At 70.7% G+C, this 26,109-nt stretch carries 25 protein-coding genes and 1 pseudogene; 20 read left to right on the top strand and 6 right to left on the bottom strand.

Features of this window, described 5'->3' with window-relative positions:
- Positions 1 to 36: 36 nt before the first annotated feature.
- From ACIBK8_RS32905 to ACIBK8_RS32850, 12 genes are all read left to right on the top strand, one after another.
- A complete protein-coding gene (locus ACIBK8_RS32905) occupies positions 37 to 1,335 on the top strand; it encodes a hypothetical protein (protein ID WP_399046022.1) in 1,299 nt (432 codons plus the stop codon).
- Between the two features lie 75 nt (positions 1,336 to 1,410).
- Positions 1,411 to 1,533, top strand: a complete 123-nt coding sequence (locus ACIBK8_RS32900; RefSeq protein ID WP_399046021.1) for a hypothetical protein — start codon at positions 1,411 to 1,413, stop codon at positions 1,531 to 1,533.
- On the top strand, positions 1,530 to 2,363 hold the full coding sequence (locus ACIBK8_RS32895; protein ID WP_399046020.1) for an endonuclease/exonuclease/phosphatase family protein: 834 nt from the start codon (positions 1,530 to 1,532) through the stop codon (positions 2,361 to 2,363). Before ACIBK8_RS32900 ends, ACIBK8_RS32895 begins: the two co-directional genes overlap by 4 nt.
- A 460-nt stretch (positions 2,364 to 2,823) precedes the next feature.
- Positions 2,824 to 5,163 carry an ATP-binding cassette domain-containing protein gene (locus tag ACIBK8_RS32890; RefSeq protein ID WP_399046019.1) on the top strand — a complete coding sequence of 780 codons (2,340 nt, stop codon included), beginning with the start codon at positions 2,824 to 2,826 and terminating at the stop codon, positions 5,161 to 5,163.
- A 196-nt stretch (positions 5,164 to 5,359) separates the two neighbouring features.
- A complete protein-coding gene (locus ACIBK8_RS32885) occupies positions 5,360 to 6,241 on the top strand; it encodes a glycosyltransferase family 2 protein (protein ID WP_399046018.1) in 882 nt (293 codons plus the stop codon).
- Between the two features lie 186 nt (positions 6,242 to 6,427).
- Positions 6,428 to 7,306, top strand: coding sequence for a hypothetical protein (locus ACIBK8_RS32880; protein WP_399046017.1), 879 nt, complete (start codon positions 6,428 to 6,430; stop codon positions 7,304 to 7,306).
- A gap of 54 nt (positions 7,307 to 7,360) precedes the next feature.
- On the top strand, positions 7,361 to 8,260 hold the full coding sequence (locus ACIBK8_RS32875) for a protein phosphatase 2C domain-containing protein (protein WP_399046016.1): 900 nt from the start codon (positions 7,361 to 7,363) through the stop codon (positions 8,258 to 8,260).
- The gene (locus tag ACIBK8_RS32870; RefSeq protein ID WP_399046015.1) at positions 8,260 to 8,883 is read left to right on the top strand and encodes a 2'-5' RNA ligase family protein; all 624 of its coding nucleotides are present in this window, start codon (positions 8,260 to 8,262) and stop codon (positions 8,881 to 8,883) included. The genes ACIBK8_RS32875 and ACIBK8_RS32870 overlap by 1 nt, the downstream gene beginning before the upstream one ends.
- Before the next feature lie 71 nt (positions 8,884 to 8,954).
- Positions 8,955 to 9,953 (top strand): DegT/DnrJ/EryC1/StrS family aminotransferase, encoded by a 999-nt coding sequence (locus ACIBK8_RS32865; protein WP_399046088.1) that lies wholly within the window; start codon positions 8,955 to 8,957, stop codon positions 9,951 to 9,953.
- A complete protein-coding gene (locus tag ACIBK8_RS32860; protein ID WP_399046013.1) occupies positions 9,950 to 10,411 on the top strand; it encodes an NUDIX hydrolase in 462 nt (153 codons plus the stop codon). Before ACIBK8_RS32865 ends, ACIBK8_RS32860 begins: the two co-directional genes overlap by 4 nt.
- On the top strand, positions 10,408 to 10,680 hold the full coding sequence (locus tag ACIBK8_RS32855; protein ID WP_399046012.1) for a hypothetical protein: 273 nt from the start codon (positions 10,408 to 10,410) through the stop codon (positions 10,678 to 10,680). Before ACIBK8_RS32860 ends, ACIBK8_RS32855 begins: the two co-directional genes overlap by 4 nt.
- 5 nt (positions 10,681 to 10,685) lie before the next feature.
- On the top strand, positions 10,686 to 11,321 hold the full coding sequence (locus tag ACIBK8_RS32850) for a 2'-5' RNA ligase family protein (RefSeq protein ID WP_399046010.1): 636 nt from the start codon (positions 10,686 to 10,688) through the stop codon (positions 11,319 to 11,321).
- A 451-nt stretch (positions 11,322 to 11,772) separates the two neighbouring features.
- Here ACIBK8_RS32850 and ACIBK8_RS32845 read toward each other — a convergent pair whose 3' ends face one another.
- On the bottom strand, positions 11,773 to 13,002 hold the full coding sequence (locus ACIBK8_RS32845) for a hypothetical protein (protein ID WP_399046009.1): 1,230 nt from the start codon (positions 13,000 to 13,002) through the stop codon (positions 11,773 to 11,775).
- Between the two features lie 474 nt (positions 13,003 to 13,476).
- On the opposite strand from ACIBK8_RS32845, the gene ACIBK8_RS32840 reads away from it, so the two are divergent.
- Positions 13,477 to 15,021 (top strand): hypothetical protein, encoded by a 1,545-nt coding sequence (locus ACIBK8_RS32840; RefSeq protein WP_399046007.1) that lies wholly within the window; start codon positions 13,477 to 13,479, stop codon positions 15,019 to 15,021.
- A 55-nt stretch (positions 15,022 to 15,076) separates the two neighbouring features.
- Here the strand turns inward: ACIBK8_RS32840 and ACIBK8_RS32835 are convergent, their stop codons facing one another.
- On the bottom strand, positions 15,077 to 16,084 hold the full coding sequence (locus ACIBK8_RS32835) for a hypothetical protein (RefSeq protein ID WP_399046006.1): 1,008 nt from the start codon (positions 16,082 to 16,084) through the stop codon (positions 15,077 to 15,079).
- A 249-nt stretch (positions 16,085 to 16,333) separates the two neighbouring features.
- On the opposite strand from ACIBK8_RS32835, the gene ACIBK8_RS32830 reads away from it, so the two are divergent.
- The gene (locus ACIBK8_RS32830; protein WP_399046005.1) at positions 16,334 to 17,296 is read left to right on the top strand and encodes a site-specific integrase; all 963 of its coding nucleotides are present in this window, start codon (positions 16,334 to 16,336) and stop codon (positions 17,294 to 17,296) included.
- Positions 17,297 to 17,353: 57 nt separating this feature from the next.
- Here the strand turns inward: ACIBK8_RS32830 and ACIBK8_RS32825 are convergent, their stop codons facing one another.
- Positions 17,354 to 17,995, bottom strand: a complete 642-nt coding sequence (locus ACIBK8_RS32825; protein WP_399046003.1) for a hypothetical protein — start codon at positions 17,993 to 17,995, stop codon at positions 17,354 to 17,356.
- A gap of 83 nt (positions 17,996 to 18,078) precedes the next feature.
- Positions 18,079 to 18,758: pseudogene (locus ACIBK8_RS32820) on the bottom strand (DUF4158 domain-containing protein); the annotation flags it as partial.
- A 314-nt stretch (positions 18,759 to 19,072) separates the two neighbouring features.
- Here ACIBK8_RS32820 and ACIBK8_RS32815 point away from each other — a divergent pair.
- Complete coding sequence (locus ACIBK8_RS32815; protein WP_399046001.1) at positions 19,073 to 19,780, top strand: hypothetical protein; 708 nt, start codon at positions 19,073 to 19,075, stop codon at positions 19,778 to 19,780.
- 49 nt (positions 19,781 to 19,829) lie between these two features.
- Here the strand turns inward: ACIBK8_RS32815 and ACIBK8_RS32810 are convergent, their stop codons facing one another.
- A complete protein-coding gene (locus ACIBK8_RS32810) occupies positions 19,830 to 20,720 on the bottom strand; it encodes a helix-turn-helix transcriptional regulator (protein ID WP_399045999.1) in 891 nt (296 codons plus the stop codon).
- A gap of 2 nt (positions 20,721 to 20,722) precedes the next feature.
- A complete protein-coding gene (locus tag ACIBK8_RS32805) occupies positions 20,723 to 20,851 on the bottom strand; it encodes a hypothetical protein (protein WP_399045998.1) in 129 nt (42 codons plus the stop codon).
- Positions 20,852 to 21,794: 943 nt separating this feature from the next.
- On the opposite strand from ACIBK8_RS32805, the gene ACIBK8_RS32800 reads away from it, so the two are divergent.
- The 5 genes from ACIBK8_RS32800 (at position 21,795) to ACIBK8_RS32780 (ending at position 25,952) form a co-directional block, all read left to right on the top strand.
- Entirely contained in the window at positions 21,795 to 22,808 is a 1,014-nt protein-coding gene (locus ACIBK8_RS32800) for a hypothetical protein (RefSeq protein WP_399045997.1), read from the top strand.
- Entirely contained in the window at positions 22,805 to 23,563 is a 759-nt protein-coding gene (locus tag ACIBK8_RS32795) for an ATP-binding protein (protein WP_399045995.1), read from the top strand. Before ACIBK8_RS32800 ends, ACIBK8_RS32795 begins: the two co-directional genes overlap by 4 nt.
- Before the next feature lie 135 nt (positions 23,564 to 23,698).
- Positions 23,699 to 24,370, top strand: coding sequence for a WhiB family transcriptional regulator (locus tag ACIBK8_RS32790; RefSeq protein ID WP_399045994.1), 672 nt, complete (start codon positions 23,699 to 23,701; stop codon positions 24,368 to 24,370).
- Entirely contained in the window at positions 24,367 to 25,764 is a 1,398-nt protein-coding gene (locus ACIBK8_RS32785) for a DUF2637 domain-containing protein (RefSeq protein WP_399045993.1), read from the top strand. Before ACIBK8_RS32790 ends, ACIBK8_RS32785 begins: the two co-directional genes overlap by 4 nt.
- Positions 25,761 to 25,952, top strand: coding sequence for a hypothetical protein (locus ACIBK8_RS32780; RefSeq protein WP_399045991.1), 192 nt, complete (start codon positions 25,761 to 25,763; stop codon positions 25,950 to 25,952). The genes ACIBK8_RS32785 and ACIBK8_RS32780 overlap by 4 nt, the downstream gene beginning before the upstream one ends.
- Positions 25,953 to 26,109: the final 157 nt, after the last annotated feature.

The raw sequence follows: 26,109 nt of genomic DNA, 5'->3' as shown, positions 1-26,109 counted from the left end.
CGGAAGTGCCCCGGCCTGGCGCACCGGAGCACCCGTATGCCCAGCACCGCCCAAGCCGACTGCCTGACCGCCTTCGGCGCCCTCCGCGACGGCGCTCCCGCGAGCGCCTTCGAGATCGGGGAAGGCTGCAACCGCTTCCCGCCCTCCCCGGTCCTCGGCCGCTACCTCGCCGACGTGATGTACCGCCTCGTCCAACGCGGCGCGTTCTCCAGCTACGCGGACCCTTTCCATGGAGGCACCCGGGCCGCGGTCGCCGAACTCCTCGGCGCACACCTGCACATCGGCCTGGAACCGGCCGACGTCTTCTTCCCCCGCGGCGGCACCGAAGCCATCAACCTGGCCATCGCCCACCTCGCGGCCACCGGCCACGGGCTGACCCTGCCCCTGCCGAACTACTACGCCTTCGACCAGTCCGCCGTCCGCTGGGGCGCCCCCGTCACCGGCTACTACCGGCACGACGGCACCCTCCACTCCACCGGCGCCACAGCGGAGCGCTCCTGCCTGGTCGAGGTCATGCCCAACGGCATCACCGGCGTCCGCCACAACCTGCCCGCCGGGCCCGCCCCCGACTTCACCTTGCTGGACGTCCCCTTCCAGATCAGCGCCACCGGACAACCCCCGGGCGTGAAGCTGCGAGAGCGTCTGGCCCGCCTGGACCTGCGGGCGAGCGCGCTCATCATCACCGCGTCGAAGGACCTCTCCGTCCCCGGCCTGCGCGCAGCCGCCGTCATCTCCAAGAACACCGCCCTCATGGCCCACCTCGGCCGCGACAACTTCGAACGCATCGCCACCAACAGCAGCCCTGTCGCTGAGATCGTCATGACGTTGTACGCGTCCCTTCTCCCCGTTCTGGAATCCCCCCAGGACGAGGCCATCCAGCTGGCCGTCCGTCGGGCGCAGGACACCGCGAAACGGGCCGGCCTGCCGGACCTGCCGGGTCTCCTGGACTACCAGCGGCTGCGCCGGCATCTGGCGGCGATGTCCAGCCGGTTCCGCCGCAACATGGACCGGCTCGACCGCACGGACTCGCCGGTGACAATCGTCCACCACAGCCCAACCGCCGGGGATCCGACAGCCGGGTACTCGGCGTTCGCTGAACTCCGGGAGAAACAAAGCGACTTCCTGCGCTGGGTGCGACACAGCGGCCGGCAAGGGCTCCGGCTCAACCCCGCCGTCGTCCACGGCGGCACCACCGCAGCCTGGCAAGCCCTCTACCCGGGGCGGCAACTCCTGCGGATGAACCTCTCCGAACCGCCCGCCGAACTCGACCACGGCCTGAACCTCATCCAGCAGCAGCTGCTCTCCACCCCGCAACACGCCACCACCTACTCCTGACACCCCTCGTGGACCACCACCAGACGCTCTGACGCCACACCACGACAACCAGCCCCGAGCTCGACGGAGAGACGCTTGATCATCTGCCTCAACGGGCCTTTCATCGGCGGCAAGAGCACCACACCCCTCGGACACCTCCAGCGCCTCCTGGGCAGCCACGGCGAGGTCTTCCTCGACGAGAAGGGCACCAGCCGATGACCTCCCCCGCCGAGCAGCTGTCCCTGCTCGCCCCTGCCGCGCCCGCACGCCAGCCAGCCGACGACGCCGTGCGGCTGCTGCTGTTCAACGCCCAGCACGCCTCCCCCGAACGCTCCCGCCGCCAAGCCGCCTGGCTCGCCGCACAGGACGACGCCGACATCGTCGTCCTCACCGAGGTCTCCCCCACCCACGCCGGCCACGCCCTCGTCACCGCACTCACCGACCGCGGCTACGCCACCGTGATCGCCCCGCAGCCCCACACCCCCGACTACCGCACCGTCATCGCCTGCCGCACCCGCGACGCGGAATCCGTCGAGACCCCGGTGGCGCACCTGCCCCACCGGGCCCCGGCAGCCCGCGTCACCATCGGCGACCACACTGTCGGAATCCTCGGCCTGTATGTGCCCTCACGCGGCCCCAAAGAGCGCCGCAACCAAGCCAAGCGGGCGTTCCAGGAAGCCGTCACAGAGGCGCTGCCAAAGCTGCCCGCGCTCTTCCCCCGAATGCCGTTGATCGTCGCCGGCGACCTGAACGTCATCGAACGCGGCCACCAACCCCCGCACCGGGTGTTCGGCGAGTGGGAGTACACGTTCTACGACAGCTTCAAGGACGCCGACCTGACCGACACCTTCCGCCGCCTCCACCCAGCCCAAGCAGCGCACTCCTGGTACGGACGCAGCGGAAACGGCTTCCGCTTCGACCACACCTTCATCTCCACCGCCCACACCGGCTCCCTCCTCACCTGCGGCTACCACCACGAAGCCCGCGAGGCCGGCCTCACCGACCACGCCGTCATGACACTGCACATGGACCTCACCCACCCGTCGTGAACACCCCTCACGCACGTGCGGACAACACGTCACGCCAAACCGCGAACATCGGCGTTCCGGTCACCGGCGCCCCGAAAGGCGATCCTCACCCAGCAAAGGTCGGTTCACCCAACACACATGCCCTGCCGCTCGCCTGCAAGCTCCATGCCACGTCCGAATGACACGCGTTCGAAGAAGCGAGTTCCTCGTTGAACACCCTGACACCTCCTCTCCCTCCGAAGGACGCCATGCACCCCACTCCTGATCCCACGCGCCACCCTTCTCCACGCGAACGGCGACTCGCCACGAACACATACCGGCTTGACGACGCCGGTCGCATGACCGAGCAGTCCGTGCCCCTGCCCTCACCGTTACGGCAGCCCGCCCAGCGCCTGTCTCCCGCGGAGTGGTGGTGGGGTGAGCCTCCCGCTGCCCGGGTTCCGGCCTTCGCTCGGTCCGTCGGGGTGCAGGGGTGGTGCGCATGAGGTGGTTGAGGAAGCCGGCGCCGGCGGAGAGCGCGATCTCGGATGCGGAGCGGGAGTTGTACGGCGGCAGGCTCCGCTGGGATCAGTCGTTCGTGCACCATGAGGGCGCACTGACCCGGATGGGGTTCGGGCAGATGGCCTCGGCGCTGCCGCGCATGATGGGCACGGTGCTGCGCACCGGATGGCGGGTGGACCGGCGGGCGTTGGCCGGTGTCGTGGCGGCGCAGGTCGGGCAGGGGGTGACCGCCGGGTGGGGTCTGGTGGCGGTGAACGGCATCCTGACCCAGTTGTTCGCCGAGGGGCCGACGGCGGACAAGTTGCGCGAGGCGCTGCCGTCTCTGGTGGTGCTGGCGGCGATGTCGCTGCTGGCGGCGGTGCTGACGGCGTGGTCGACGGCGATGTCCGGCCGGCTGGAGCCGCAGGTCGAGCGGGCCGTTTCCGCTCAGTACTACCGGGCCGTCACGCGGGTGGAGGTGGCGGCGACCGAGCGTCCTGAGGTGCAACGTGTCCTGGAGGCGGGGAAGTTCGGTACGGACTCCGCGCGCAACATGCTCAGGCTCTCGGTGGGGGTGGTCAACGTCCTCATCGGCATGGTGGCGGCTGCCGTCGTCCTGGCCTCGTTGCACCCGGTGCTGCTGCCGATGCTGCTGGCCATCGCGCTGCCCAAGGGGTGGGGCGCGGTGCGCTCGGCCCGCCGCGACTACACCTCGCGGCTGAACTGGGTCGATCACCGGCGCGCGGTGGCCTCGCTGCTGGCGTATCTGACCAGGCCCCATGCCGCGGGTGAGATCCGCGTGCACGCGGCCGGTACCAAGTTGCTGCGCGGGTATGAGGAGATGTCCCGGCAGTCGGAGGCCGAACAGCGGCGGCTGGCGCGGGCGCAGGCCACCACCGACCTGGTCGCCGGAGGTTTCTCGGGTCTGGCGTCCTTGGGCTGCTACGGGGTGCTGTGGTGGCTGCTGACCAGTGGTGGACTGCCGCTGGCTGTCGGTGGCACCGCGGTGGTGGCCATCCGCAACTCCACCGCACGGCTGACCTCCCTGGTCCAGCAGGTCAACCGGCTCTACGAGGAGATGCTGTTCCTCACCGACACCCGGCACGCCACCGAACTGGCCGAGAAGCACGCCATCCCGCAGTCGGGCACGCCCCTGCCGGACCTGGTGCGGGCCATCCACGCGGAGAACGTCTCCTACACCTACCCCGGGGCCTCGTCCCCCTCGCTGAAGGGGGTGAGCCTGACGGTCCGGCGGGGCGAGGTGACGGCGCTGGTCGGCGCGAACGGCTCGGGCAAGACCACCTTGACCAAGATCCTCGCCGGACTGCTGCTCCCCACCAGCGGGAACGTGTGGTGGGAAGGGGCGGACGGCGAGCGGGTCGAGATCCGCGAGGCCGACCGTGCGCAGGTCTTCGCCGCCGTCGGGCTGCTCGCGCAGGACTTCCCTCACTGGGAGATGACGGCCGCCACGAACGTGGCCATCGGCGCCGGTGACCGCCCCCGCAACATCGACCGCGTCAAGGAGGCCGCACAGGACGCCGATGTGCGCGCGCTGATCGAAGGGCTGCCGCACGCCTGGGACTCGATCGTCTTCAAAGGGTACGAGCGCGGTGTGCAGCTCTCCGGCGGGCAGTGGCAGAAACTGGGAAACGCCCGCAGCCGGTACCGCAATGCGCCCTTCTTCCTTGTCGACGAGCCCACTTCGGCGCTGGACCCCCATGCGGAGATCGAAGCGTTCGAAGGGCTGTGGGCCCTGGCCGACAGCGGTCACGCGGTCGTGCTGGTCACGCACCGGCTCGCCGCGACCGCGAAGGCGGACCGCATCCACGTACTCGACCAGGGACTCATCGTCGAACACGGCACCCACACCCACCTCATGGACCGCGCGGGCGGCCTCTACCGGGAGATGTTCCAAGCCCAGGCCGCCCAGTACGGGCTCGCCCTGCCCACGGGCGATGCGCTACCGGCGCAGCGAAGCGACGCCGACCGGTATGGGGGCGCGGCCGGCTCTGCGGCGACCATCCGGCGCCTCGCCCAGCGGTTCACCGCCCATGACGAGGCGAGGGGGTTGAGCGCGCCGGAGCAGTGGACGCTGCAGGTCCTGAAGTTGGCCGAGGAGACCGGCGAGGCCGCGCAGGCAGTCATCGGCGCGCGCGGCACCAACTCCCGCAAGCCCGCCGCTTCCTGGGACGACGTACACGCCGAGGTCGCGGACGTCGCCGTCACCGCCCTGGTCTCGCTGGCCCGGATGCGCCCCGGCGACGCCGAGCACTACCTGCACCAGCAACTCGCCCTCAAAGCAGCACCGTTCCTGTCGGACGGCGCCGCTTCACAGCCGTGAGCGCGACCGCGTCCGACCGGTATTCGAGGAACGGAGCATGATGGGCACCACCGACGCCGGGCACATCTCCGATCCCCGCGACGATGTGGACCGGCACGGTGATCCTGTGCCGGCCGCCCGTGCTGCTGCTGGTGACCAAGGTCGGCCGCCTGACAGCCATGCTCCTGGCCGGCCCCTCGAACACGCAGGAGGCAGCATGACGCCGCGAGTAGACGTGGTCGTTTTGACCATGAATGACCGTCCCGAGGAGGAAGCCCTCGCTCAGAAGACACTGCTGGCCCAGGCCGGGGTCGAAGTGCGGGTGTGCGTGGTCGGCAACGGGTGTGTTCCGCAGGTCGCGCCGCCCGGGGCGCTCACCGTCGCTCTGCCGGAGAACGTCGGCATCCCCGGCGGGCGCAATGCGGGCGTCGACGCGCTACGCGCGGCCGGCGACCCGGCCGCGTACGTGTTCTTCCTGGACAACGACGCCTGCCTGCCACGCCCCGACGTCCTCGCCCGCCTCGTCTCCGCGGCTGAGCAGCACCCCGAAGCCGCCTACATCCAGCCCCGGTTGACCGGCCCGGACGACACGACCACGCCGCGCCGCTGGGTGCCCCGGCTTCGGGCAGGCGATCCGGGGCGGCCCGGGACCATCACCACCATGACCGAGGGCGTCGTCCTCATCCGCCGAAGCGTCTTCGATGAGCTCGGCGGGTGGGAAGGCACCCTTTTTCTGTACCACGAAGGACTGGACCTGGCGTATCGGTGCTGGTCAGCGGGCTACACCGGCTGGTACGCGGCCGAGATCCGGATGCACCACCCCGTGACCAGCCCGGCGCGGCACCAGCTCTTTCACCGGCTCGCCGCCCGCAACCGCATCTCGGTCGCCTACCGCAACCTCCCCGGCCCGCTGATCCCCGTGTACCTGACCGTCTGGTCCGCCATCACCCTGGCGCGCGCCTTCCGCAGCGGCGGAGTGCGTGAGTCCCTCGTCGGTATGCGGGAGGGCTGGGCTCGCCGAACCGAGCAGCAGCGCGCGCCCATGAGCTGGCGCACTGTGTGGCGGCTGACCGCCGCCGGCCGCCCACCTGTCATCTGAACCCGGCATCAGACCGTCCGTCACCGGAAAGGGCCCCGTGACAGGCACCGGCCCGCCCCCGTTACCGAGCCCCGGCCATCCTGTCGAGCGCCGGTAGCGTCCAGGGCTGCGCGCCCTCATGCCGCTCGCCGCCGCCACGCACACGATATCCGTCACGACGAACCCGGGCTCAACTTCGGAGGAAGCATGCAGTACCCAATATCCGACGGTTCACCTCTCGTAACCCTGGTCACCTACAACACCCTTTTCGGCGGCCGGGCAGAGGAGGGCCTGGGGAACGACGACAGCTGGAAGGCTGCCGCCCCCTTCCTGAAATCCCTCAACGCCGACATGTACGCCCTGCAGGAGTGCAACTTCTGGGAGCTGCTCGGCGAACGGCGCCTTGAGCAGGCCCGTTCCGCGCTGGGCATGAACACCGGCTTCCTCGCCGAGGCGAACGAAACCACGGCCGGGCACCGCTTCCACACCGCGATGTTCTTCAACGCCCGCTGGGACATCGTCGCGAAGGGCGCCGATCGGGGCCGCTACCACCACGTTCTGGGGTGGGCCACCGCCCGCCTCGACCACCGCCCCACCCCGTGGAGCTTCCGCAACCTCCACCTCGACCCGTTCTCGCCGGGCAACCGCGCCAGGGAAGTCGAGCCGCTGGCGACCCTCGCCGCGCCCGGCCGTCTGTCGGTACTGCTCGGCGACGGCAACCTGCCCGGCATCGGCCACCCTGAAGTGGACTGGAGCCGCCTGCCCAAGCACCTGCACCGCGCCCGGGTCGTACGCGATGAAGACGGAGTGCTCAGGACCCACCAGGATGCCGCCGACGTGCTGGAGGGCGCCGGATTCGTCGACGTCGCCCACCAGATGGACGACCACCGGCCCACAGGCGGTTTCGAGTCCTGGGACATCGAGCGCCGCCAGGACCTCGTCCTGCTCAGCCCTGCCCTCGCACCCGCCATCGTCGACTACACCGTCCACGACGAGCCCATCCGCCAGGGCTGGAGCGACCACGGCGCGGTGTCCGCCGTGCTCGACTGCCGCCTGCTCCCCGAAGACCGCACCGCCGCCGCGTAACCGATAGCCCGAACACGGGCTGCCTCCATCACCTCTGCAACGAGAAGGACTGCTATGCAGATCTCGACGGGCGAACTCCCCGGAAGCGACCGCCGTCCCTCCGAAGACCGCATCGTCCACGACGCCGGCCTCGGGACCGTCGTGGTCCTCGACGGCGTCAGCACGGTGTCCGACGACACTCCCCGCGGCGGCTGGTACGCCCAGACACTCGGCAAGGAGATCCTCGCCGAACTGCGCCGAGACCCGCACCTCACCCTCAGCGCCGCGCTGCACGCGGCCCTCACCACGGTCACGACCGAGCACGGCCTGGTGGCCGGCGCCTCGCCGGCGGCTACCGTGGCGATCGTGCGGCACCGGGCGGCTGTCCACATGGTCGACGCCCTGGTCCTCGCCGACACCCCCGTGATCGCCGTCCATCGCGACGGCCGTGCCGAGGCCCTGCGCGACGACCGGCTCGAACGGCTCGTCCGGACCGCCCCTGAATGGCAGCAGTTCGAGAAGCAGCTGTGCGGCGGCTGCGGCTTCGGCGCCCCCGAGCACCAGGAACTGACCGTGCAGCTGCGCGGCCATCAGATGCAGCACATCAACAAGTTCGACGACCCGTGGGCGTACTGGGTGGCCGAGGCAACCCCAACGGCTGCGCACCAGGCCGTGGTGCGCTCGTGGCCGGTCGCCGACCTCGACCATCTGCTGGTGTTGACCGACGGGGTGAGCGCCGCGGTCGACTCGTACGGGCTGTGGCCCTCCTGGGCCGAGATGGCCAGCGCCGTCGCGGCCGGCGAGCCGCAGAAGGTGGTCGAGGCCATCCACGCCTACGAGCACGAGCAGGATCCGCACGGCATCCGCCACCCGCGGTACAAAATCAGCGACGACAAGGCACTCGCCAGCATCTCCTTCGCGGCGATCAGGCAGTCCGGTTGCGGCAGCCCATCGTGCCCCGCTGAGGAGGCGTGATGCGGGACTTCTGGGAGACCCACCGCTGGCCACCAGGCGAACGGCGCGCCCACTGGCACATCCTGTTCACCGACGAGCCGGCCGTGCACGACTACGCCCGCGCCCACGCCCCGCTGCTCGATCACCATCCGGAGCTGAACCCGGTGCCGATCGAGTGGCTGCACGCGACCCTCCAGTCCATCGGTCCGCTCTCGCCCGCCGCTGCCACGGCGGTCGCCGAGGCGGCGCGATCAGCGCTGTGCGAGACCGAGCCGTTCGAGATCGAGATCGGGCCGGCACAGGCCGTCCGCTACGGTGTCGTCCTCGCACTCTCCCCGGAGACGGCGATCTCCCAGCTCTTCTGGACCCTGCGGCGCGCTACGGAGAGCGTCATTGGCACCAAGGCGATGCCGCCCGCGCCCAAGGTCTTCCGGCCTCATATGGCCCTGGCTTACAGCGGAGCCCAGTGGGACCACGACGGCCTGTCGCACGCGCTGGTGGCACTCCGGCCGCCGCGCCCCCGGATCACGGTGACCCGCGTCGTCCTGGTCCACCAAGCACAGACCTGGCGCGACAAGTACCACTGGACCGTCATCGCCAAGATCCCGCTCGGCAGATCGCCCCGCCCATGTTCACGCCAGTAACGTGGGCCTCACCCCCTCAACCAGTCGCTTGATCGACCGGGCAGTTCCTAGGGGAGGGCGCCGGCGCGGGCATCGCCCCGGGCGACGAGGTGATCGTGCCGGCGCTGAGGTTCCACGCCACGGCCACCCCGCTCTTCCGCCTCGGTGCCTGCCCCGTGCTCGCCGATGTCGGCTCCCGCGGCCAGTTCGGCCTCGACGACGCCGCCCGCCGCATCACCCCGCGGACGAAGGCTGTTGTCGCCGTCCACCTGTGGGGCCTGCCCGAGGACGTGGACGCTCTGGCCGCCTTCTGCACCCGGCACAGCGTGATGCTGCTGGAGGACGGCTCTCATGCCCACGGCGCCACCTGGCGCGGGCAGCCGGTCGGTTCCTTCGGCCGCGCCGCTGCCTTCAGCCTGAACGGGCCCAAGCCCCTCTCCGCCGGGGAGGGCGGGTTCGTCGCCACCGACGACACAGAGCTGTACTTCCGCGTGCTGCTGCACGGCCAGTACAACAAGCGGTGCCGCCGCGAAATCCCCGCCGCCCGCGCCCTCGCCCGTACGCGGTCACCGGAATGGGTCTCAAGCTGCGGATCCACCCCCTGGCAGCCGCGCTGGCGCATGCCCAACTTCCCCGGCTGGAGGGCTATCTCGTCGGCCGAGGAGCGGTTGCCACCCGGATGCTGCGGGCTCTGTGCCACGTGCCAGGCATCGATGTGCCGCAGCCGCCGGCCCCTGCCCGTCCGGCCTGGTACGCGCTGCTGCTGCGCTACCACCCGGACCAGCTCGCCGGCCTGCCCGTCGAACGGTTCCTCGAAGCCGTCCACGCCGAGGGGGGCACGCGAAGTCGACCTGCCCGGCTCCACCCGCTCTCTCGGCGATCACCAACTGTTCCACACCCCCGGAGCCCTCCTGCCCGGCTACGCTGACCACCAGGGCCCCGCCGCCGACAGCTACGCCAACGCCCGGCGCGTGCACGGCAGTACGGTGAAGCTTCCGTTGTGGCACCGCGACCAGGACCTCCACCTCGCCGAGGCGTACACCGCGGCCATCATCAAGGTCGCCGACCACCACAAGGATCTCGTGAAGTGAACGCACCCGTCGACGCCGCCCTGCTGGGCGACCTCCTGAACGGCGCCGATGCCGAGGGCATCACCAAGCATGTCGTCGGCGCCGTCATCCCCACCGCAGAAGGCAAGGTGCTGCTGCTGCACCGCGCCGACGACGACTACCTCGGCGGCCTGTGGGAGCTCCCTTCCGGCGGCGTCGACGCGGGCGAGACCCTGGCCGAAGCCCTACACCTGGAAGTCACCGAGGAGACCGGCCTGACGATCACCACGATCGGCACCTACCTCGGCCACTTCGACTACCTCTCCAAGAGCGGCAAAGTGACCCGCCAGTTCAACTTCACCGCCACAGTCACCCACAAGAGCGACACGGTCAAGCTCACCGAACACGATGCACACCTATGGGCCGACCGTACCGAGCAGGAACGGGTCTCCAGCGCCGTACGGTCCATCCTGGCCACCTGGCGCCGGACCGTCGCGTGACGACTACAGACCCCCACGACGCGGCAACAGCCCTCGGCTCCCTACGGCCCGTTCGGGCCCGCATCACCGGACCAGGCAGCGGCAACCTCGAACTGGTGCAACGGCTCACCCGACAGGAACTCGAAGACGCCAACAGCCCGGCGGTCCCGCGCCCGCGGGAACCGAACGCCAAGGTCGACACCAGAACCGCACCCGAGTACGACCCACCTGGCACCGACACTCAACATGCCGTACTCCAGGCGGAGTTGCCTGCGACGTCTGTACGTTGACCGTTATGATTCCGTTCGCATTCGAGCATGGACAAGGGCCCTGGACCGAGGGACTCACCCTGCTTCACGCCTACGCCATCGCCGACCTCAACCGCAACCCGGAGCTCGCCGAACTCGTCGCCGGAGTCCGCGCTGCGACGGCGGGTGACCCGCTCTCGCACGTCGGGGACGACTGGTTTCACATCACGCTCTACCAGCTGTCGGAGAAGCCGGCCGAGCAGATCACCCCGTCCGAGCGGAAGGCCATCATCAACGAGCTGGAGAGACATCTGCAGAACGTAGAGCCGTTCTCCATCACCGTCGGGAGCATCCTCCCGTACCCCACAGGACTGATTTTCGACCTCTCGCCCGACGAGCCGCTGAACGCCCTTCGCACGACCGTCACTCGGGCCTTCACGGCGGCGCGGGGCGGTAAGGCCACCACCTACAAGACTGGCGTTCTCCATCTGACCGAGTCGTACGCCACAGCCAAGGTCACCCTGGAACACTGCCACGCCATCCACCGGCGCGTACGCCGAGTCCGACCCAGCCACGCACCCCTACGCGTTGATGCGGTCGAACTCGTCGATGTGACCGCCGGGCTGACCGAGAAAACGATCACGTGGGACTCCCTCGCCCGCATCCCCCTCGGCACGAACTGACAAAGAGAGAATGAAAAGCATGGCGAAGTGCAAGAAGTGCGGTGAGCACAGCCGTTGGCTTCGCTCCTGCTCCCAGTGCCGTTCCTGGCCGGACCGGGCGGACACGGTCGCGGATGCCGCCGGGCTGGCAGCAGAGGCGGGACTGTTCGGGTGGATCGGGCGGGGGCTCATGGGAGTAGCGCGGCTGGTGCTGCGTGCGCTCGATTGACCGGCCCACGCGGACTCGGTCTGCCAGGCGGGCCGTTCCGAGGAGTTCCCTGTCGGCGCCTGCACGCGAAGAGGGCCGAACCCGTTCCCCTTTGGCGTGAAATGCGCGAGCCCGCCCTTTCCCCACCGGTCCGTACGACCCGTCCGTCACCACAACGGAGGTGGACCGCCACCGGCATCCGGTAGTTGGTTCCCCCGGAAGAAGAAGCAGGGCAGCCCTTCCACCCTGAACCACGAGACGCAACTAACGCTGGGCGTGGCGCGTGGCCTCCTCGCGCAGGTCCTGGAGTTGGGCGTGCACGCCGTCGGCCAGGAGGCGGCCGTCGGGGCTGTTGCGGACATCGGGCTCGGCGAGAGCGTGGGCGACCTGAATCCACAAGAGTGCGAGGGGGGAGGCCCCGTGTCGCCGCGGCAGTTTCGGCTCCAGCCCCTGCACCAGGGCCTGCACGACATCGTCTGCTTCCGGGGCGATGGAGTTGATCAGCGCGATCTCTTCTGGATTCGGGCCGGTGTACCAGGGTGCCGCACGGCGCGCCTTGTCGGCCTCACGGTGCTTCCGGAGTTCGGGGCGAAGCCGGCGTGCGGCGTACGCGGGGTCCGCGGCGCACAGGATCAGCCGCTTGAGGAGACTGCGGCCGGCGCCGGGCCCCGCGGACTGCGCGGCAGGGGATGTCGCGGTGGCGCCGCAGCGGCAGTGCACCGTGAGCGGGTCGCCCCAGCGTCCCTCGATCAGGAGGCTTTCGTAATTGCCGCAAGTGGGACAGGTGAGGTATTCCAGCCCCACTTCGTGTTCGTAGTCGCTCGGTGAAGCTTCAAAGTCGTCAGCAACATGAGCGTTCAGCCGGGCCGCGCCCGCATCCCGCCGCAGGATCAACACGTTGCCGACGTTGATCTGCCATTCGTCGCTCTCGGCAGTCGGCGGCCCTTCGGCCGGTTCCCGCTCCAGGCAACCGCTTGGCGGCAGTACGCGGCCGTGGCCTCCGTCGCCTCCGGGGGGACTGGCCGGGGCCAGCAGCGCTGTATCCGCATCCCCGCGGCACCTCGCGGTATAGAGGATCACCGCCATCATTCGCGTCGCCGAGCATGCCGCGGTCTGCCGTTCCGCCACCGTCAGGCGCGCGCACTCCTCGTACAGCTCTCCGCCATCCCGCCAGATCGACGCCACGCGACGGAATTCCGGTGCCTCAGGCCCCGGCACGAGAAGCCCCGGTGCCGCAGCGTCCCAGAGAAACCGGGGAGGTTCGTCACGGTTGAGTTCGGCCGCCATGCCGCACACGCATTCCACCAGACGTACCGTGGTGGCTGTGTTGGCGGCGACTGTCCAAGCCAACGGTTCCGTGCACTCGCCGCATTCGGCGAGCACCGCTCCCATCAGGTCAGCGAGCAGCCCCTGGTCGACTTCCCGCCCCTCGGTATCTGTCGGCAGGCCCAACTCACCCTGCAATTGAACGGCCTCGTGACGATGCTGTGCCATCGCCGCCCCCATATCGTCGCGTCCTTCCATCCTATGGGCCCCAGCCTCTGCTCCGGCAAGAGCTCTCGGGCCGCCACGGCATGGCGAACAGGCACGGCCGTCTCGCCAACGCCCTTCTACCACTGGCTTGTTGCGACGCCCGGGAAGGCAGTTCGTGGTGCCGGCTGCTGAGCACCGGGCCTTCGCCGTCCGCCTCGTAGCGCGGCGAACGGCGGGCCCGCTTCGGCCGGCCGGCGTCGCCCTGCCCTCCTCACCCCGGGTGAAGCTCCCGTTCGGCCGCCAGGGCGCAGGGCAGAAGGGCGTCCGCGCATGCGATCTCATCGGCCGGTGCCTGAAGGTTAGGGTCCTGACATGACTGTGCACCCGCTGGCTGACCATGCTGCTGCTCTGCGGTCCGCGTCGTTGTCATTCCTTCGGTCGCCGGAATCCCGGGATTTCTGGGCATATGTGCGCCGCCACGGACACACGTGCACCATGCCGGCGAGCTGGGGCGACCTCGCACCCGCGCAGCAGAACGAACGGCTGATCAAGGCGGAGGACCGCCGGGTGGCCCGCGGCACCACGTTCGCGCTGGATGGGCCGGTGGCCGCGGCCGTGCGGACTGTTGCGCGGGACACGGAACTACGGCTGCCGGTCACCGCCGACGTTCTCCCCGCCCCCTCGGGAATGCTCGTGAGCAAGGCCCCGCTGTGCAGCATGAGCGGTGGCCCGATGGTGGCGGTGACCTGGGGGCCGCCCATGGAGGGATTCGGCCCAGGCGTCCACCTGACGTGGTGGGCCCCCATGCCCGCCGGCTCCCCAGCGCCGCTGGCCATGGACCACGACCTGCACCTGCCGTACCTGCCGCTGCTCGACGCCCGGCTGTGGGAACGGGAAGCGGACCTGCCGTCCGACCAGCGCAACTTCCAGGTCCCGCTGCGAGCCGTCGTGGCCAGCTGGTACGCCCTCTCGGGGGCCGGCACCGACCTGGCTGAACACCGTCCCGCGCCCGCCCTCGGGCGGGCCCTGGCCGGCCACAAGGCCCAGCGTCCCGGCGTCCTGGTCGCAACAGCAGCCTCCCCGGCGGTGGTCCGCGACGCCATCGCCGACCGCGCCGCAGCGGCCACCAGCCGGGTGAGTGCCCCTCTCGACGCCTTCGACGACACCTCGCCCCCGGCCCTGTCCTACGGCGTCTTCGCGCCCGAGCGCGACGCCCAACTGGACCCGGGACACCGGCCGATAGCGCACGCGTATCGCGAGGCGGCCGGGTACTGGAACCGGATGGAGACGGAAGTCCTGCAGGCATACCCCGGGGTGTTCGATCAGCTGGAACAGCTGCGGGTACGTGAGCACGGCACGTGGCCGTCGTGGTGCTGGATGCCGAGCGGCAGGGTGGCGGCGTACCTCAAGCACCTGCACGGCATTCCGACGAAGGCGGCGGCGTGGGACGGGCCACGCATCGCGGCGCTGGGCGCGTGGCGCAGCAGCGGACGGACCACCGTGATGCCGACGTCAGACGTGCTGCCGCATGCGCCCGTTGATGCTCCTCCTGCGGAACTGCCGCAGCAGATGCCGGTCATGGGGCTGGGGCTCGTGATCCCGGATGGCAGCCGCGCACCCCACCTGGTGCTCGCCTGCGGGGACTGGACCGACCCTGCAGCAGGAAAGGCAGAAATCGTTCTGCTGACCGACGGAGGCGAGCGTGTCCCATCGTTCCGATACATGACGAGGTCGACGCTGTTCCCCGTCGGCGACACACTCACCGACGCGGTGAAGTTCACGCAGGACCACTACGACCGGGCCGCCGTCCTCAACGGTGAGACGCCAGCGCCGACTACCGTCCTGGAGTGCCAACTGCAGGCAGCCTCCCTCGGCCACTACACAGGACGGCTCGCCGCCGCCTGCAGGCCAGGTGCCCGTCTCCTGGACGCCGGCTGGGTGACCGGACTCAAGGAGTCAGCAGCGCCCTGGCCGCCCGAGCCGAGTGGTCGGTCCGAGATGCAGATGTGGGTGCTGACGCAGGAGGAAGCGCCCGCGTGACCGCGGTCCGGCACCTCGTCGACGTGCTGACGCCGCGCGACGCTACGCCGTTCCGTCACGTCGGGGGGATGGTGGTGATCGACCACAGTGTCGTGGCGAGCCCGTGGATCGCTGTTTCGGTGTCCTGCAGCTGCTGGACCAGCCCGTTGGGGACGTGCTTCAGCTCCCACGCCGCCGAATCCTCCGCGGCCTGCGCCGTCCACAGCGGATCCAGCTCGTCCACAGCGGACTGAAGTTCCTCGGCGAGCCCGGCGTAGCAGGTGAGCACGAGGTCGAGCGGAGCAACCGTGCCCCGCTCCGTGCGCGGAATCATCTTTGCCGCATCCCGGAGCACCGGCGCCAGGCCCAGGAGCCAGCCGGCCCGCTGCAGCCACGACGGATGGCCGGGCTCCGCCGGGCCGGGACGGGCGGGGTAGCCGTATGCCGGTGGCGGCCCGCCGGCCAGGCCCGTGGCGCGGGCCGCCTCGTGATCGTGGACGGAGATGCGCCACTTTCCCGCGTGCAGGTCGTCCCGGGCAGCGTTGCTCACGTGCTGCGCCGCCCGCAGCGTGTCGCGCCATGTGCCCTGCTCTGAGCGCGCCTCCGGGTCGGCCCGCACCCCCCGCAGCGCGGAGCCGATACGCGCCCGCGCCGGCAGGATCCCGTAGGCAGCGGGCCCGCCATCATGAGGCCGCAGCACCCCCAGGAGCCCTCTCGCGACCTCCGCCGTTCGCCCGGAGGGCGGCAGTGCACCGTCGTGCGGGCCCAGGGACGGCAGTGGGCCATTGCCGAGGCCCCCGTCCGCCATACGCTGGCAGACCGCTATGACGTCGGCGACCGTGGTGTCGTCCACCGTACGTCCCGCCTCACGCGCCGCCCGCCACACGACCACCGCCAGCAGCGTCCGCTCCTGGACCCGGGCGGTCGGCGCCGCCTGCCCGTCGGCTTCCGGATGACGCCGCTGGTGCCACAGCTGCAGGGCTCGCGCCTGCTCCAGCGCCCGCGGCCAGGATCCGACCCCGTGATGCCGGTCCACCCGGGCCTGCCACCGCGCGGCGCCGCCGTCACTCCCCATACTCCCCATCCCGCCACGCTACCCGGGCCACCTTCCAGCACTCCGGCTGACTGGGGGCTGAGGAACATCGGAACGGAAACCGGCGCTAAGGACTCGTCACCCCTGGTGAGCGGCTGATGGGGCGTCGGCGGCGGGGCAGTTGTGAGGTCTTCCTACAGATAACGCCCTATTATCTGCGGCATCGCCGATCATGACCTGCGGCGACGCCCTCGGGCCGCTGCGCGAGGCGACCCTGTTATCTGCGGCAAGGGAGAAGCGGTGCCGACCGTCGTCCAGCTGCCGACCGGGAAGGCGCTGACTGTCCGGGCGGCGGCCGACGCCTTCCTCGGCTCGCTCGGCAACCCGAACACCTCGCGGAACTACGGCATCGTCGTCGGCAAGACGGCCGACCGCCTCGGCGAGGACCGCCCGCTGGCCGCCGTGGCGGACGACGAAGTCGGCGAGGCGCTGGAGGTGCTGTGGAGCGCCGCGGCGGCGAACACCTGGAACGCGCGCCGCGGTGCGGTGCTGTCCTGGGCAAGCTGGTGCGCCGAGCGCGGCTACGATGGGCCGACGGTGCCGGCCTGGGCGAAGCGGATGCCGCCGCCGGACTCCGACACCCCGGCCCGCTCGAAGCTGGCGATCGACCGGCTCATCGCCCGCCGCGACGTCCACCTGCGGGAGAAGACCCTGTGGCGGATGCTCTACGAGACCTGCGCCCGCTCCGAGGAGATCCTGGACGTCAACATCGAGGAGCTGGACCTCGCCGGCCGCCGGGCCCCGGTGAAGACGAAGGGCGCCCCCGCGCGGCGCCGCGGTGCGCGGGCCCGGGAGGACTTCGCGCTGGAGACCGTGTACTGGGACGCGGGCACGGCCCGGCTGCTGCCCCGGCTGCTCAAGGGCCGCACCCGCGGGCCGGTCTTCGTCACGCACCGCCGCCCCGGCACCGGCAAGGTCCTCGCGCCCCGCGACGTCTGCCCGGACACCGGCCTGGCGCGGCTGTCGTACGGGCAGGCCCGCGCCCTGCTGGACGAATACACCGCCGTGCACGGCCCCGGAACGGGCTGGGACCTCCATGAATACCGGCACCCCGGGCTCTCGCACCTCGGGGAGCAGGGCGCCTCCCTGCTGATGCTGATGGCGAAGTCCCGGCACAAGAAACCCGAAAACGTCCGCCGGTACTTCAAGCCGTCCCCGGAAGCGATCGCCGAGGTCACCAGCCTGCTCGCGCCGAACCGGTGAGGACAACCTGCGGGCTGGCGCCTGCTGAGAGACGGCCAGCCCCTCGGGGGTCATCTCTCAGCAGGAGTTGCCCACGGCGTCGCGCGTGGCGTTCACCGCGTCGGCGAGGGCGGCGCGGCGCTTGTCGTCGTCCTTGATGATCCGGCCGATCTGCACGTCGGTGACTCCCAGGGCTCGGGCGGCGCGGGTGTTTCCGCCCCACTCGGTGCCCGCCTGGTCGCGCACCAGCTCGGCGTAGGTCCGCTGCCACAGGGCGTCCTGGCGGGCGACCAGGCGGCGGCGGTGCTTGATGTGCGCGGCGGCGCGGTCCGGTTCGGCCGGCAGGGTCAGCCGGAGGATGGCCGCGTACTCGTCGAGGGCTTCCTGGTCCCGGTCGAGGGCCGAGGTGTCGCCGTCGTACTGCTCGGGGGCGTCCTGGCGGTCCTGGATGCGGTCGATTTCGTCGCTGAGCTGCTCGGCGGCGGCTTCCGGGGTGAGGTGCTCGACCGTCCAGCCCTCCTCGTTGAGAGGGGTGTTGTCCCAGGCCCACCAGATGGTGCGGCTGTCGGGGTCGAGGACGAGGTGATGGAGGTCCTCGTCGAGCAGCGCGGTCAGCTCGGGCAAGGGGGAGGCGTTCGGGCCGATGTGCCGCGCGAGGTGGACCTCGACGGCCTCCCAGTCCGGGTGGGTGGTGGTGCCGAGCAGTTCGGTGGTGGTCACGGTGATCCCCTTCGTCGTGGCGTCGCACCACGAAAGTAACGTACCCCCGTCGAAAAAATCAACGGGGGTACGTCGAAATCTTCCCGCTCGCGATGCGGGCCGGAGATCCGCACCGGGCCCCGGCGCAGCCGGTCCAGCTCCGAGACCCGGGCGCCCGGCGGCACCGTCAGCAGCGAATCCAGCACCGCCCGCTGCCCCGCGCTCAACAACCCGTACAGCGTCTCCCACAACCGCTGGTTCGCCGCCTCCCGCACCGCGGCGACCAGCCGGGCCAGCGTCGTCACCCCGGCAGCAGCACCCGCCGCTCCCGCAGCCAGCCGGCCGCCGCGTCGAACAGCGCCTTCGGGCCCTCCCCGGTCGTCCACGCCCGCGCGTCCACCCACGCCCGCAGCTCCGCTTCCACGCCCGCGAACTCCCGGTACCCCAGGGCCCGGCGCAGCTCCCGGACGTGTTCGAGGCGGGTGTTCTCCCGCTCGCCGTACGCCTTCAGCACCGACGCGTCGTCAATACCGAGCTGCTCGGCGAGGTAGTCGACTACCTCCGCCGGCACGTCGAGCGGATCGTCGAGGAACACCCCGAGATACCGCGCCGTCGTGAGCTGAGCGGCGAAGCCCAGGCGGTTGTGGGCCCGCCGCTTCCCCTCGACGAGCGCCCGGTTCGCGTCATCGAGGAAGAAGAACTTCTCCAGCTCCGCGCGGGACGGCGCCCCGCTGTACGCCGCGTACTTCGCGGCCTGCTCATCCGTCAGAAACTCAACCGGCACCCCGGACCTCCAGACAGTCGATCAACACGACCGCTGAAGATTCCGACGCCCAAGATTCCCAGGTCAAAGCCCTCCCGCCCCCGAGAAGGGCTTAGCGCCGGTTTCCGTTCCGATGTTCCTCAACCCCCTGACTGGCCCCGCGCACCGCTCCCGCCCCTGACGCCCCGCGTTGCCCCAGAGCCAGAATCAGCCAATATGTCCATATGGATGACAAGACACGCGGGTTGGATGCTTCCGTAGACCTCGCCTGCCGTCGCCTCGAACAAGCCGGCGAGGGCGCCGCGTCCGCCCCCATACCTGAAGGTCCGGGAGCGGTGGCTGCGGCGATATCGGCGGTGCGGGACCGGATAGGTGCGCCGGCGTCGTACGGCGGCGCTGTGCGCGGGCCCTGCGTGCGCTGGTTTCTCGGCGACCGCGCTCTCGTGCTGGCGAGCGGGGCCGAAGGGCTGCAGCTGGCGGTACTGGACGCAGGTCGCCTGGCGGAGGCCGACCGCGCCGCGTTCGACGTGGACGTGCATGATCTGGACTTCACCCGGTTGCCGTACGTCTGGCAGGTGGAAACGCAGGAGCCGGTATCCCGGCCTCCCGCGGCACCGTCGGTGCCCGTGGCCGCGGACTGGCTGACGCTGGAGGCATCGCTGGACGCCGTCCTGCGCAGCCTCGCCGAGCAGGTCCCCCAGCAGTTCACCACCGCGGAGCACCTGGGCTTCAACATCGCGACCGGAACCCGGAAGGTCGGGGTCGCGAGCGGCGGCGACGGACTGACGGTCATGGTGGACGACCGCAAGCCCCCGGGCCCGACCCCCGCAGAGGAGATGCGGCGGCGGGGGTGGGACCGAGACCTCGTCGGCTGGTGGGAGCACGCCGTGCTGGAGGCCGACGAGGTCGCCCACGCCGCCGGCATGCTGATCACCGAACTGCGCCACGACGGTGCGGACGCCCCGCAGGGCCTCCGCACCGACGATGTCGACTGCACCAGCGGCTATCTCCTGCTGCCCGGACTGGCCGTCGCCGGCATCTGACGACGCCCACCCGCGAAGCAGGCCGGGCACGCCGCCGGCGCCGCACTGCTCACGCCGCGCGGCCCACCGACCCAGGCGCTACCTCCCGGGCGCCGGCCATGCCCTCATCCCAGGCGACCGGGGTCTCGTCTTCGTCATCGATCCACACCAGGATCACCATGCGGCAGGCGGGGGCCGCGGCCGGGAAGAGCGTCTGGCATTCCAGGGTGACGGGGCGCCCGCCGTGGACCGCCAAGGACGCGCGGTAGCGCAGCGGGCCCCGCCCCTCGGAGACAGCCGTCCCCTCCTCCCACCGCCACGCCAGGTACGGATCGGAGAGGATCTCAGAAACGAGGGCGTTGACCTGGGGGTCCTTCTGGTGCTGGAACAGGGTGAATCTCAACATCGCGAGGTACTGCTCGGCCTGCATCTTCCAGTCAAGGATGACGTGCTTGGCCTCCTCGCTGAGCAATGCCCAGCGCATCAAATTCGCGCCGGGCTCCGTCACCCACGAAAGCCAGCTGGCCATCGCGGAATTGTAGCCGACCACGTTCCACATGGCATCGAGCAGCCAGGCAGGGTGGGGCATCTGCTGGTCCAGGACGAGCTGGAGAGAGCGGCGCGTCGGGGTGTCGAGGTCCAGGACGCCCGGCAGGATGGCACCGCCCATGCTGTGGAGGATGAGGGCCTGCAGCTCGTCGTGGTCGAGAAGGAACTTCGCGCCGATCGCGTCGCACTGGGCGCGGTGAAGGCGGACCGTCCGGCCGGCCTCGACGTCCTGGTACCAGCGCTGCGATCGGCCTGCCGCTTCGCCGACCTCCTGCTGGGTGACGGTCCGGCCCGTCCGTGCGCTCGCCCTCTCCCGCCAGGCCCGCAGCAGTCCGCCGAGTCCCATCAGAGGCCCGGGTGGCGGCACCGACTGTTCCGCACGCAGAGCCGCTGCGTCACCTGAGGGTCTCATCTTCAATTCCTTCCTGCTGCGGTCACGGTCACTGCTTTCTCCCCGAGCGACAGGCCGGCGATCGGATCGCAGCCTGCCGGTAAAGCGGCGACACCGACCTTACGTAATGCGAATTCGATCTTGACCACCACATCAAGATCATTATCGGAGCGACACCCCGCCCCGCGGGATCGCCTCCTGACGGCTTAATTTCACACGGCATCGACACGGCGAACTCCGCCTTCAGGTGCGATCCGGACATTACGAGCGGAAATTTTTTGCGCATCGGCGAATACGCAAAAAATTGCGGCTTGCCGGTTTCGACTGACACTTCACGGCGAATCACAAGCGATAAACACGCTTCCACTTCACCCCGCAGCCGCCAACGACACTATCCAGCAAGGCGATTGACGACAGAGCATGCGCGCGGACCCAACTCTAAGGGCTACATCTACGCGCGTTGAATCCGTTTTCGATCACGTTGACTACCTGGCTTCCATGCCGCTTAAATCGTCCTTACCCGCTGGTCAACGGACCCGCGGACCGGAAAGGGAGTGAGGGCGCACGTGTGGCCACCGGTGAGGTTCCCGGTAACCGCCCAGGCATCCCCGGGCTCCGCCTGTCATCGCCTTCGCGGCGTGAGATGCATTTCACATGCGAATTGGCGGTGGTGACGACTTGTGGGGAACCCTTGAGCTAAGTATGGATCTTCTCGCGGTCTCCGCATATGTTCTTGGTCGCTCGCCAGGCAGCCCGCCTGCGTGCATCGACCGAGGAGGGACATGCGGGACGCACCATCTCGCCGGACCGGATAGTCCCCGATAGGCGAACGGCGTCTGAGAGCTGCAACTCCCAGACGCCGGACGCGAATTAACCCTCCAGCCCACAGGGCCGGAGATCTCACCACCGCACCGGACCTTTAACACGGGGCACACCGGCGCGGTTTCACTGCACAGGAGAGTTTGACATGCCGACCGCCCTGCGCGAAAGGCCGAAAGTCCCGGCCTGCGCGGCAGCAGGTCCCCCCTCCCCCACGGCCACCTCGACGCCGGCAACACGTCCGACTCCGGGCCGGCGCCACGGGGGTGACGCCTGATGGCGCGCATCCGCACGATCAAACCCGAAGCGTTCGAGTCCGAGTCGCTGGCCGAGTGCTCGGTCACCGCCGAGCGGACCTTCTTCGGCCTGCTCACCCTCGCCGACGACAACGGCCGCTTCCGCGACCACCCGGCGATCATCGCCGGACGGCTGTGGGCGCTGCGCGCGGAGCACACCCCCGCGCACGTCGCCCGCGACCTCGACGAGCTGGCCGCGGCGAAGCTGATCTGCCGGTACACCGGCTGTGACGGGCGCGCCTACCTGCACATCGTCACGTGGGAGCGGCACCAGAAGATTGACCGACCCTCAGCCTCGCGTCTGCCCCGCTGCGCTGAGCACCAGGCGGAGCACAAGTGCGGAGGGTGCGCCGACGTGCACTGCCCCACCACGGTCCCGGCGCCTGCCTCGACGAACCCTCGTCGAGGGTTCGATCACCCGGTAACGCCCGATTCACCCCATGTTCCGTCGCCGCCCTCCGCCGAGCCCCCCGGCGAGCCGGACGGCACGCACGAGCCGGCGGAGCTGGAGGGGCCTGCCTCGGACGCGCCGGAGAAAACCGCAGGTGAGACGGGTTTCGTCGAAGCCTCGTCGAATCCTCGCGAGGGCTCGTCGTCTGGATCTAGGATCTTGGATCCTGGATCTGTACCTACGGGGCGCGAGGCGCCCGCGCCCGGCCCCGCCTCCGGATCGGTGTCCGCCAAGGAGCTGGTGGCCGAGTACCTGCGGGGCTGTGCCCGCCGACCGCCGAAGAACGAGATCGGGCACATCGGACGGCAGGTACGCGGCCTGCTGGACGAGGGCTTCGAGGCCGAGCCCATACAGGCGGCGCTGGAGCAGCTGCGGACCCGGGGCCTGCACCCGAGCATCCTGCCGAGCCTGGTCAACGGTGTCCTGAATGCCTCGCGCCCGTCCTCCGCCTCCGGCGCGGGGCCCTGGGCCAGCACCGGATCCACCTACACGCCGTATCTCAACCCGAGCCCCGCACCAACCACGTTTGGAGGCCGCCTGTGACCCGCGCCCGACTCGCCGATCCCCAGCCCGTGGTCTCCGGCCGGCTCCGCGCCCGCCTGGAAGCAACGCTGAGCGCACGCGGCATCGACCTCTCCGAGCCGCCGCTGCCGGAGGCCCCGGAGCCGGTCCCGGCCGTGGAAGCGGCCCAGAAGCGGATCCCGTTCGACTTCCGCGACGCTGTTGCCGACCACCCGGGCGTTGCGCAGTGGGTGCGCACCATCGCCGCAGCGGCCACGTCGCCGTACGCCGGCAGTCTCAACCCGGCCTACGGCGGGGGCGGGCGGCGGGTGATCGCCCGCGGGCCTTCGCTGCTGCTGTGGGGCAGCACGGGGACCGGCAAGACGCACCAGGCGTACGGGGCGATCCGGTCGCTGACCGCCGCCGGGTGCGCGGTGCGCTGGCACGCGGTCAAGGCCGCGGACCTGTACGGCCAGATGCGCCCGCGCCCCGGTGTCGACGTCGAGTGGATGCTGCGCGACATCACCCGGGTTCCCCTGCTGCTCCTGGACGACCTGGGGGCTGCCAAGAGCTCGGAGTGGACCGAGGAGCTGACCTTCCGGCTCCTGTCCTGGCGCGGCGAGAACCACCTGCCGACGCTGGTCACCAGCAACCTGCCGCCGGTCCAGAGCGCGGGTATGCCCGCCCGCCGCGAGGTCCTGCGCGACAAGGTCGGGGACAGGATCCTGTCCCGCCTGTCCGGCATGTGCACCGATATCGAATTCACCGGCCCGGACCGCCGCTTCCAGCGCCGCTAACTGCCGGACCGTCCCCGATTCCTCCTGCGCGGCATTCGTCGCCGCGCCCTGCCTGCCTCGCCGCCTGGCCCGCCATCCGCTCCCGCGGGTGTGCCGCGCTGCCGCCGGCCTCACGAGGCATATTCCGGAGACCCCTTGCGTTACATCACCACCGACGATGCCCTGCCTCCGGCTCTGCGCGGCATCGCCGACCACAGCTGGCACGCGCGCGGCGTGTGCCAGGGCATGTCCCCTGCAGAAGCTGACCGGCTGTTCTTCCCCACCCCCCGCGGCCACCGGGCCATAGCCGAGGCGAGGGAGGTCTGCGGGCGGTGTCCCGTCCGCACGGAGTGCTTCAACTACGCGCTGGACAACGCGATCCCCGAGGGCATCTGGGGCGGCCTGACCGCCTCCGAGCGGCTGGCCTGGCGCAAGAAGGCCGCGGACCGCCTCGACTACACCCGCGTACGCGCGGCATTCCGAGGGCGCGATGTCCATCTGAGCACCCCGGAGCGCAAGACGGTCGTCCGTCACGCCTACGCGCGCGGCTGGAGCGCGGAGCGCCTGGCCTACGTGCTGGGGATCGACCTCGACTGGGCCCGCGACCAGCTGCGCGAAGAGCGGGAGGCCATCGACAACCGCGACAGATACGCCCTCCACCAGGAACCCGAGCCCCAGGAACAAAAGCGCACCCCCCAGGCCCCGAACACCCCGGGCACGGGCAACGCGCAAGGCCCGCACGACGGTACCCCCCACGACACGCCTGTGCCCGTCGACCGCCAGAAGCACACCCCGGAGCTGATCGCCCAGCTCGGAAAGGCCGCATGAACCACGCCGTCAACGGGCCCCTCGCCATCGCCCCCGTCGGCCGCTGGGACCGGCTGGCCATCGTCGCCCTCGGCACCGCCGCCTGCGCCCTGAGCTACGACGCCCTGCAGCAGATGGCCGTCGCCATCCACGTCCGCGGGTGGCTGACACTCCTTTACCCACTCGTGATCGACGGGTTCATCGCCTACGGCGTCCGCGCTCTGATCCTCACCCGCGCCGCACCGATGCGCGCCCGCCTCTACGTCTGGGTGCTGTTCTCCGCCGCCACCGCGGCAAGCATCTGGGCCAACGCCCTGCACGCCATCCGTCTCAATCAGACGGTCAGTGCCACCGGCGCGGGTCTGCGGCTGGGCGACGTCACCGTCGGCATCCTGTCCACGCTTGCCCCGCTCGCCCTCGCCGGCGCCGTCCACCTCTACATCCTGATCACCCGGCACCACCCCCACACACACCCGCAGACCGCGACGAACGGGGACCGCACCGCCCCGGTCCCCACTCCCGACCAGCCCGTTGGGGACGGCCGCCACACCGCGAACGGCGACCGGCCCGGGGACCACATCGGGGACCGTGTCGGGGACGGAGCGACTGCGGGGGACCGTCCCGAAACGCCCCGCCCGGGACCGGCTGACGCCTTGGCCGGAATCGGGGACCAAGCCCAGTCCCGCGATGCCGGGGACCGGCACCCCGCCGCGCACGGGACCGCCGGTCCCGCCCAGTGCGCGGAAGACGAGTCCGATGCTGGCGCCGTTGCGGGCAGCGCAGCACACGCAGCTGCGGTCCCTGGCGACGGGGACCGGGACCGGGAAGGCACGGTCCCCGGGACCGACACCAACGGGGACCGTCCCCACACCGTCCCCGGGACCAACAGGGACCGTCCCCACCCCGCACCCGGGACCGACCGGGACCACACCCCGGACACGGTCCCCGGGACCGACACCAACGGGGACCGTCCCCACACCGTCCCCGGGACCGACAGGGACCGTCCCAACACGGTCCCCGGGACCGACGGGGACCACACCCCGGACACGGTCCCCGGGACCGACACCAACGGGGACCGTCCCCACACCGTCCCCGGGACCGACAGGGACCGGCGCCATGCGGTCCCCAGGTCCAAGGCCAGGTCGAAGGGGAGCGGGGGACGGTCGTCCCGAGGGGCGCGGGGCAAGCGGCCCCCGTCCCGGCCACGGCTCTCGGAGGACGAGATCGTCGCCCGGGTCCTGCCTCACGTGCCGGCCGCGCTGGAGCAGACCGGCAACGAGGCCATCACGCGCGTGCAGCTGCGGCAGATCATGCGCGCCCAGAACATCTCCACCCGCAACGAGAACCTGCCGCCCGTCCTGGAGCGCCTGCGCCGCGAGACCGGCCCCAACACCACAAGGAGCAGCACCCGATGAAGACCTGCCACCGCTTCGCACGCATCCGGGCCGACTACGAGCAGGAGGCGGCGTACCTGCGCAACTACGCCGCCCGCAACCAGAACTCACCCCGAGGGAAGACCAGCACGAAGCACGCTTACCTCACGCGGCAGCGCATGGCACGGGCGCTGAGCAGTCACGTCACCCACTGCCTCGAATGCGGCTGAACCGCGAGTAAGCGCAGCTCACGCGCCTGAACCGCCCTGTTCCGCGGGGGGGGGGGGGGGGGGCGCGCCCCCCCCCCGGCCCCCCCCCCCCCCCCCCCCCCCACCCACCCCACCCCCCCCCCCCCCCCCCCGCGCCGCCCCCCCCCCCCCGCCCGGG

It is taken from the genome of Streptomyces sp. NPDC050161, assembly GCF_044460025.1.
GTDB lineage: Bacteria > Actinomycetota > Actinomycetes > Streptomycetales > Streptomycetaceae > Streptomyces.
The sequence above is the reverse complement of the archived record's forward strand: the minus strand, read 5'-3'. Positions and strand labels throughout refer to the sequence as shown.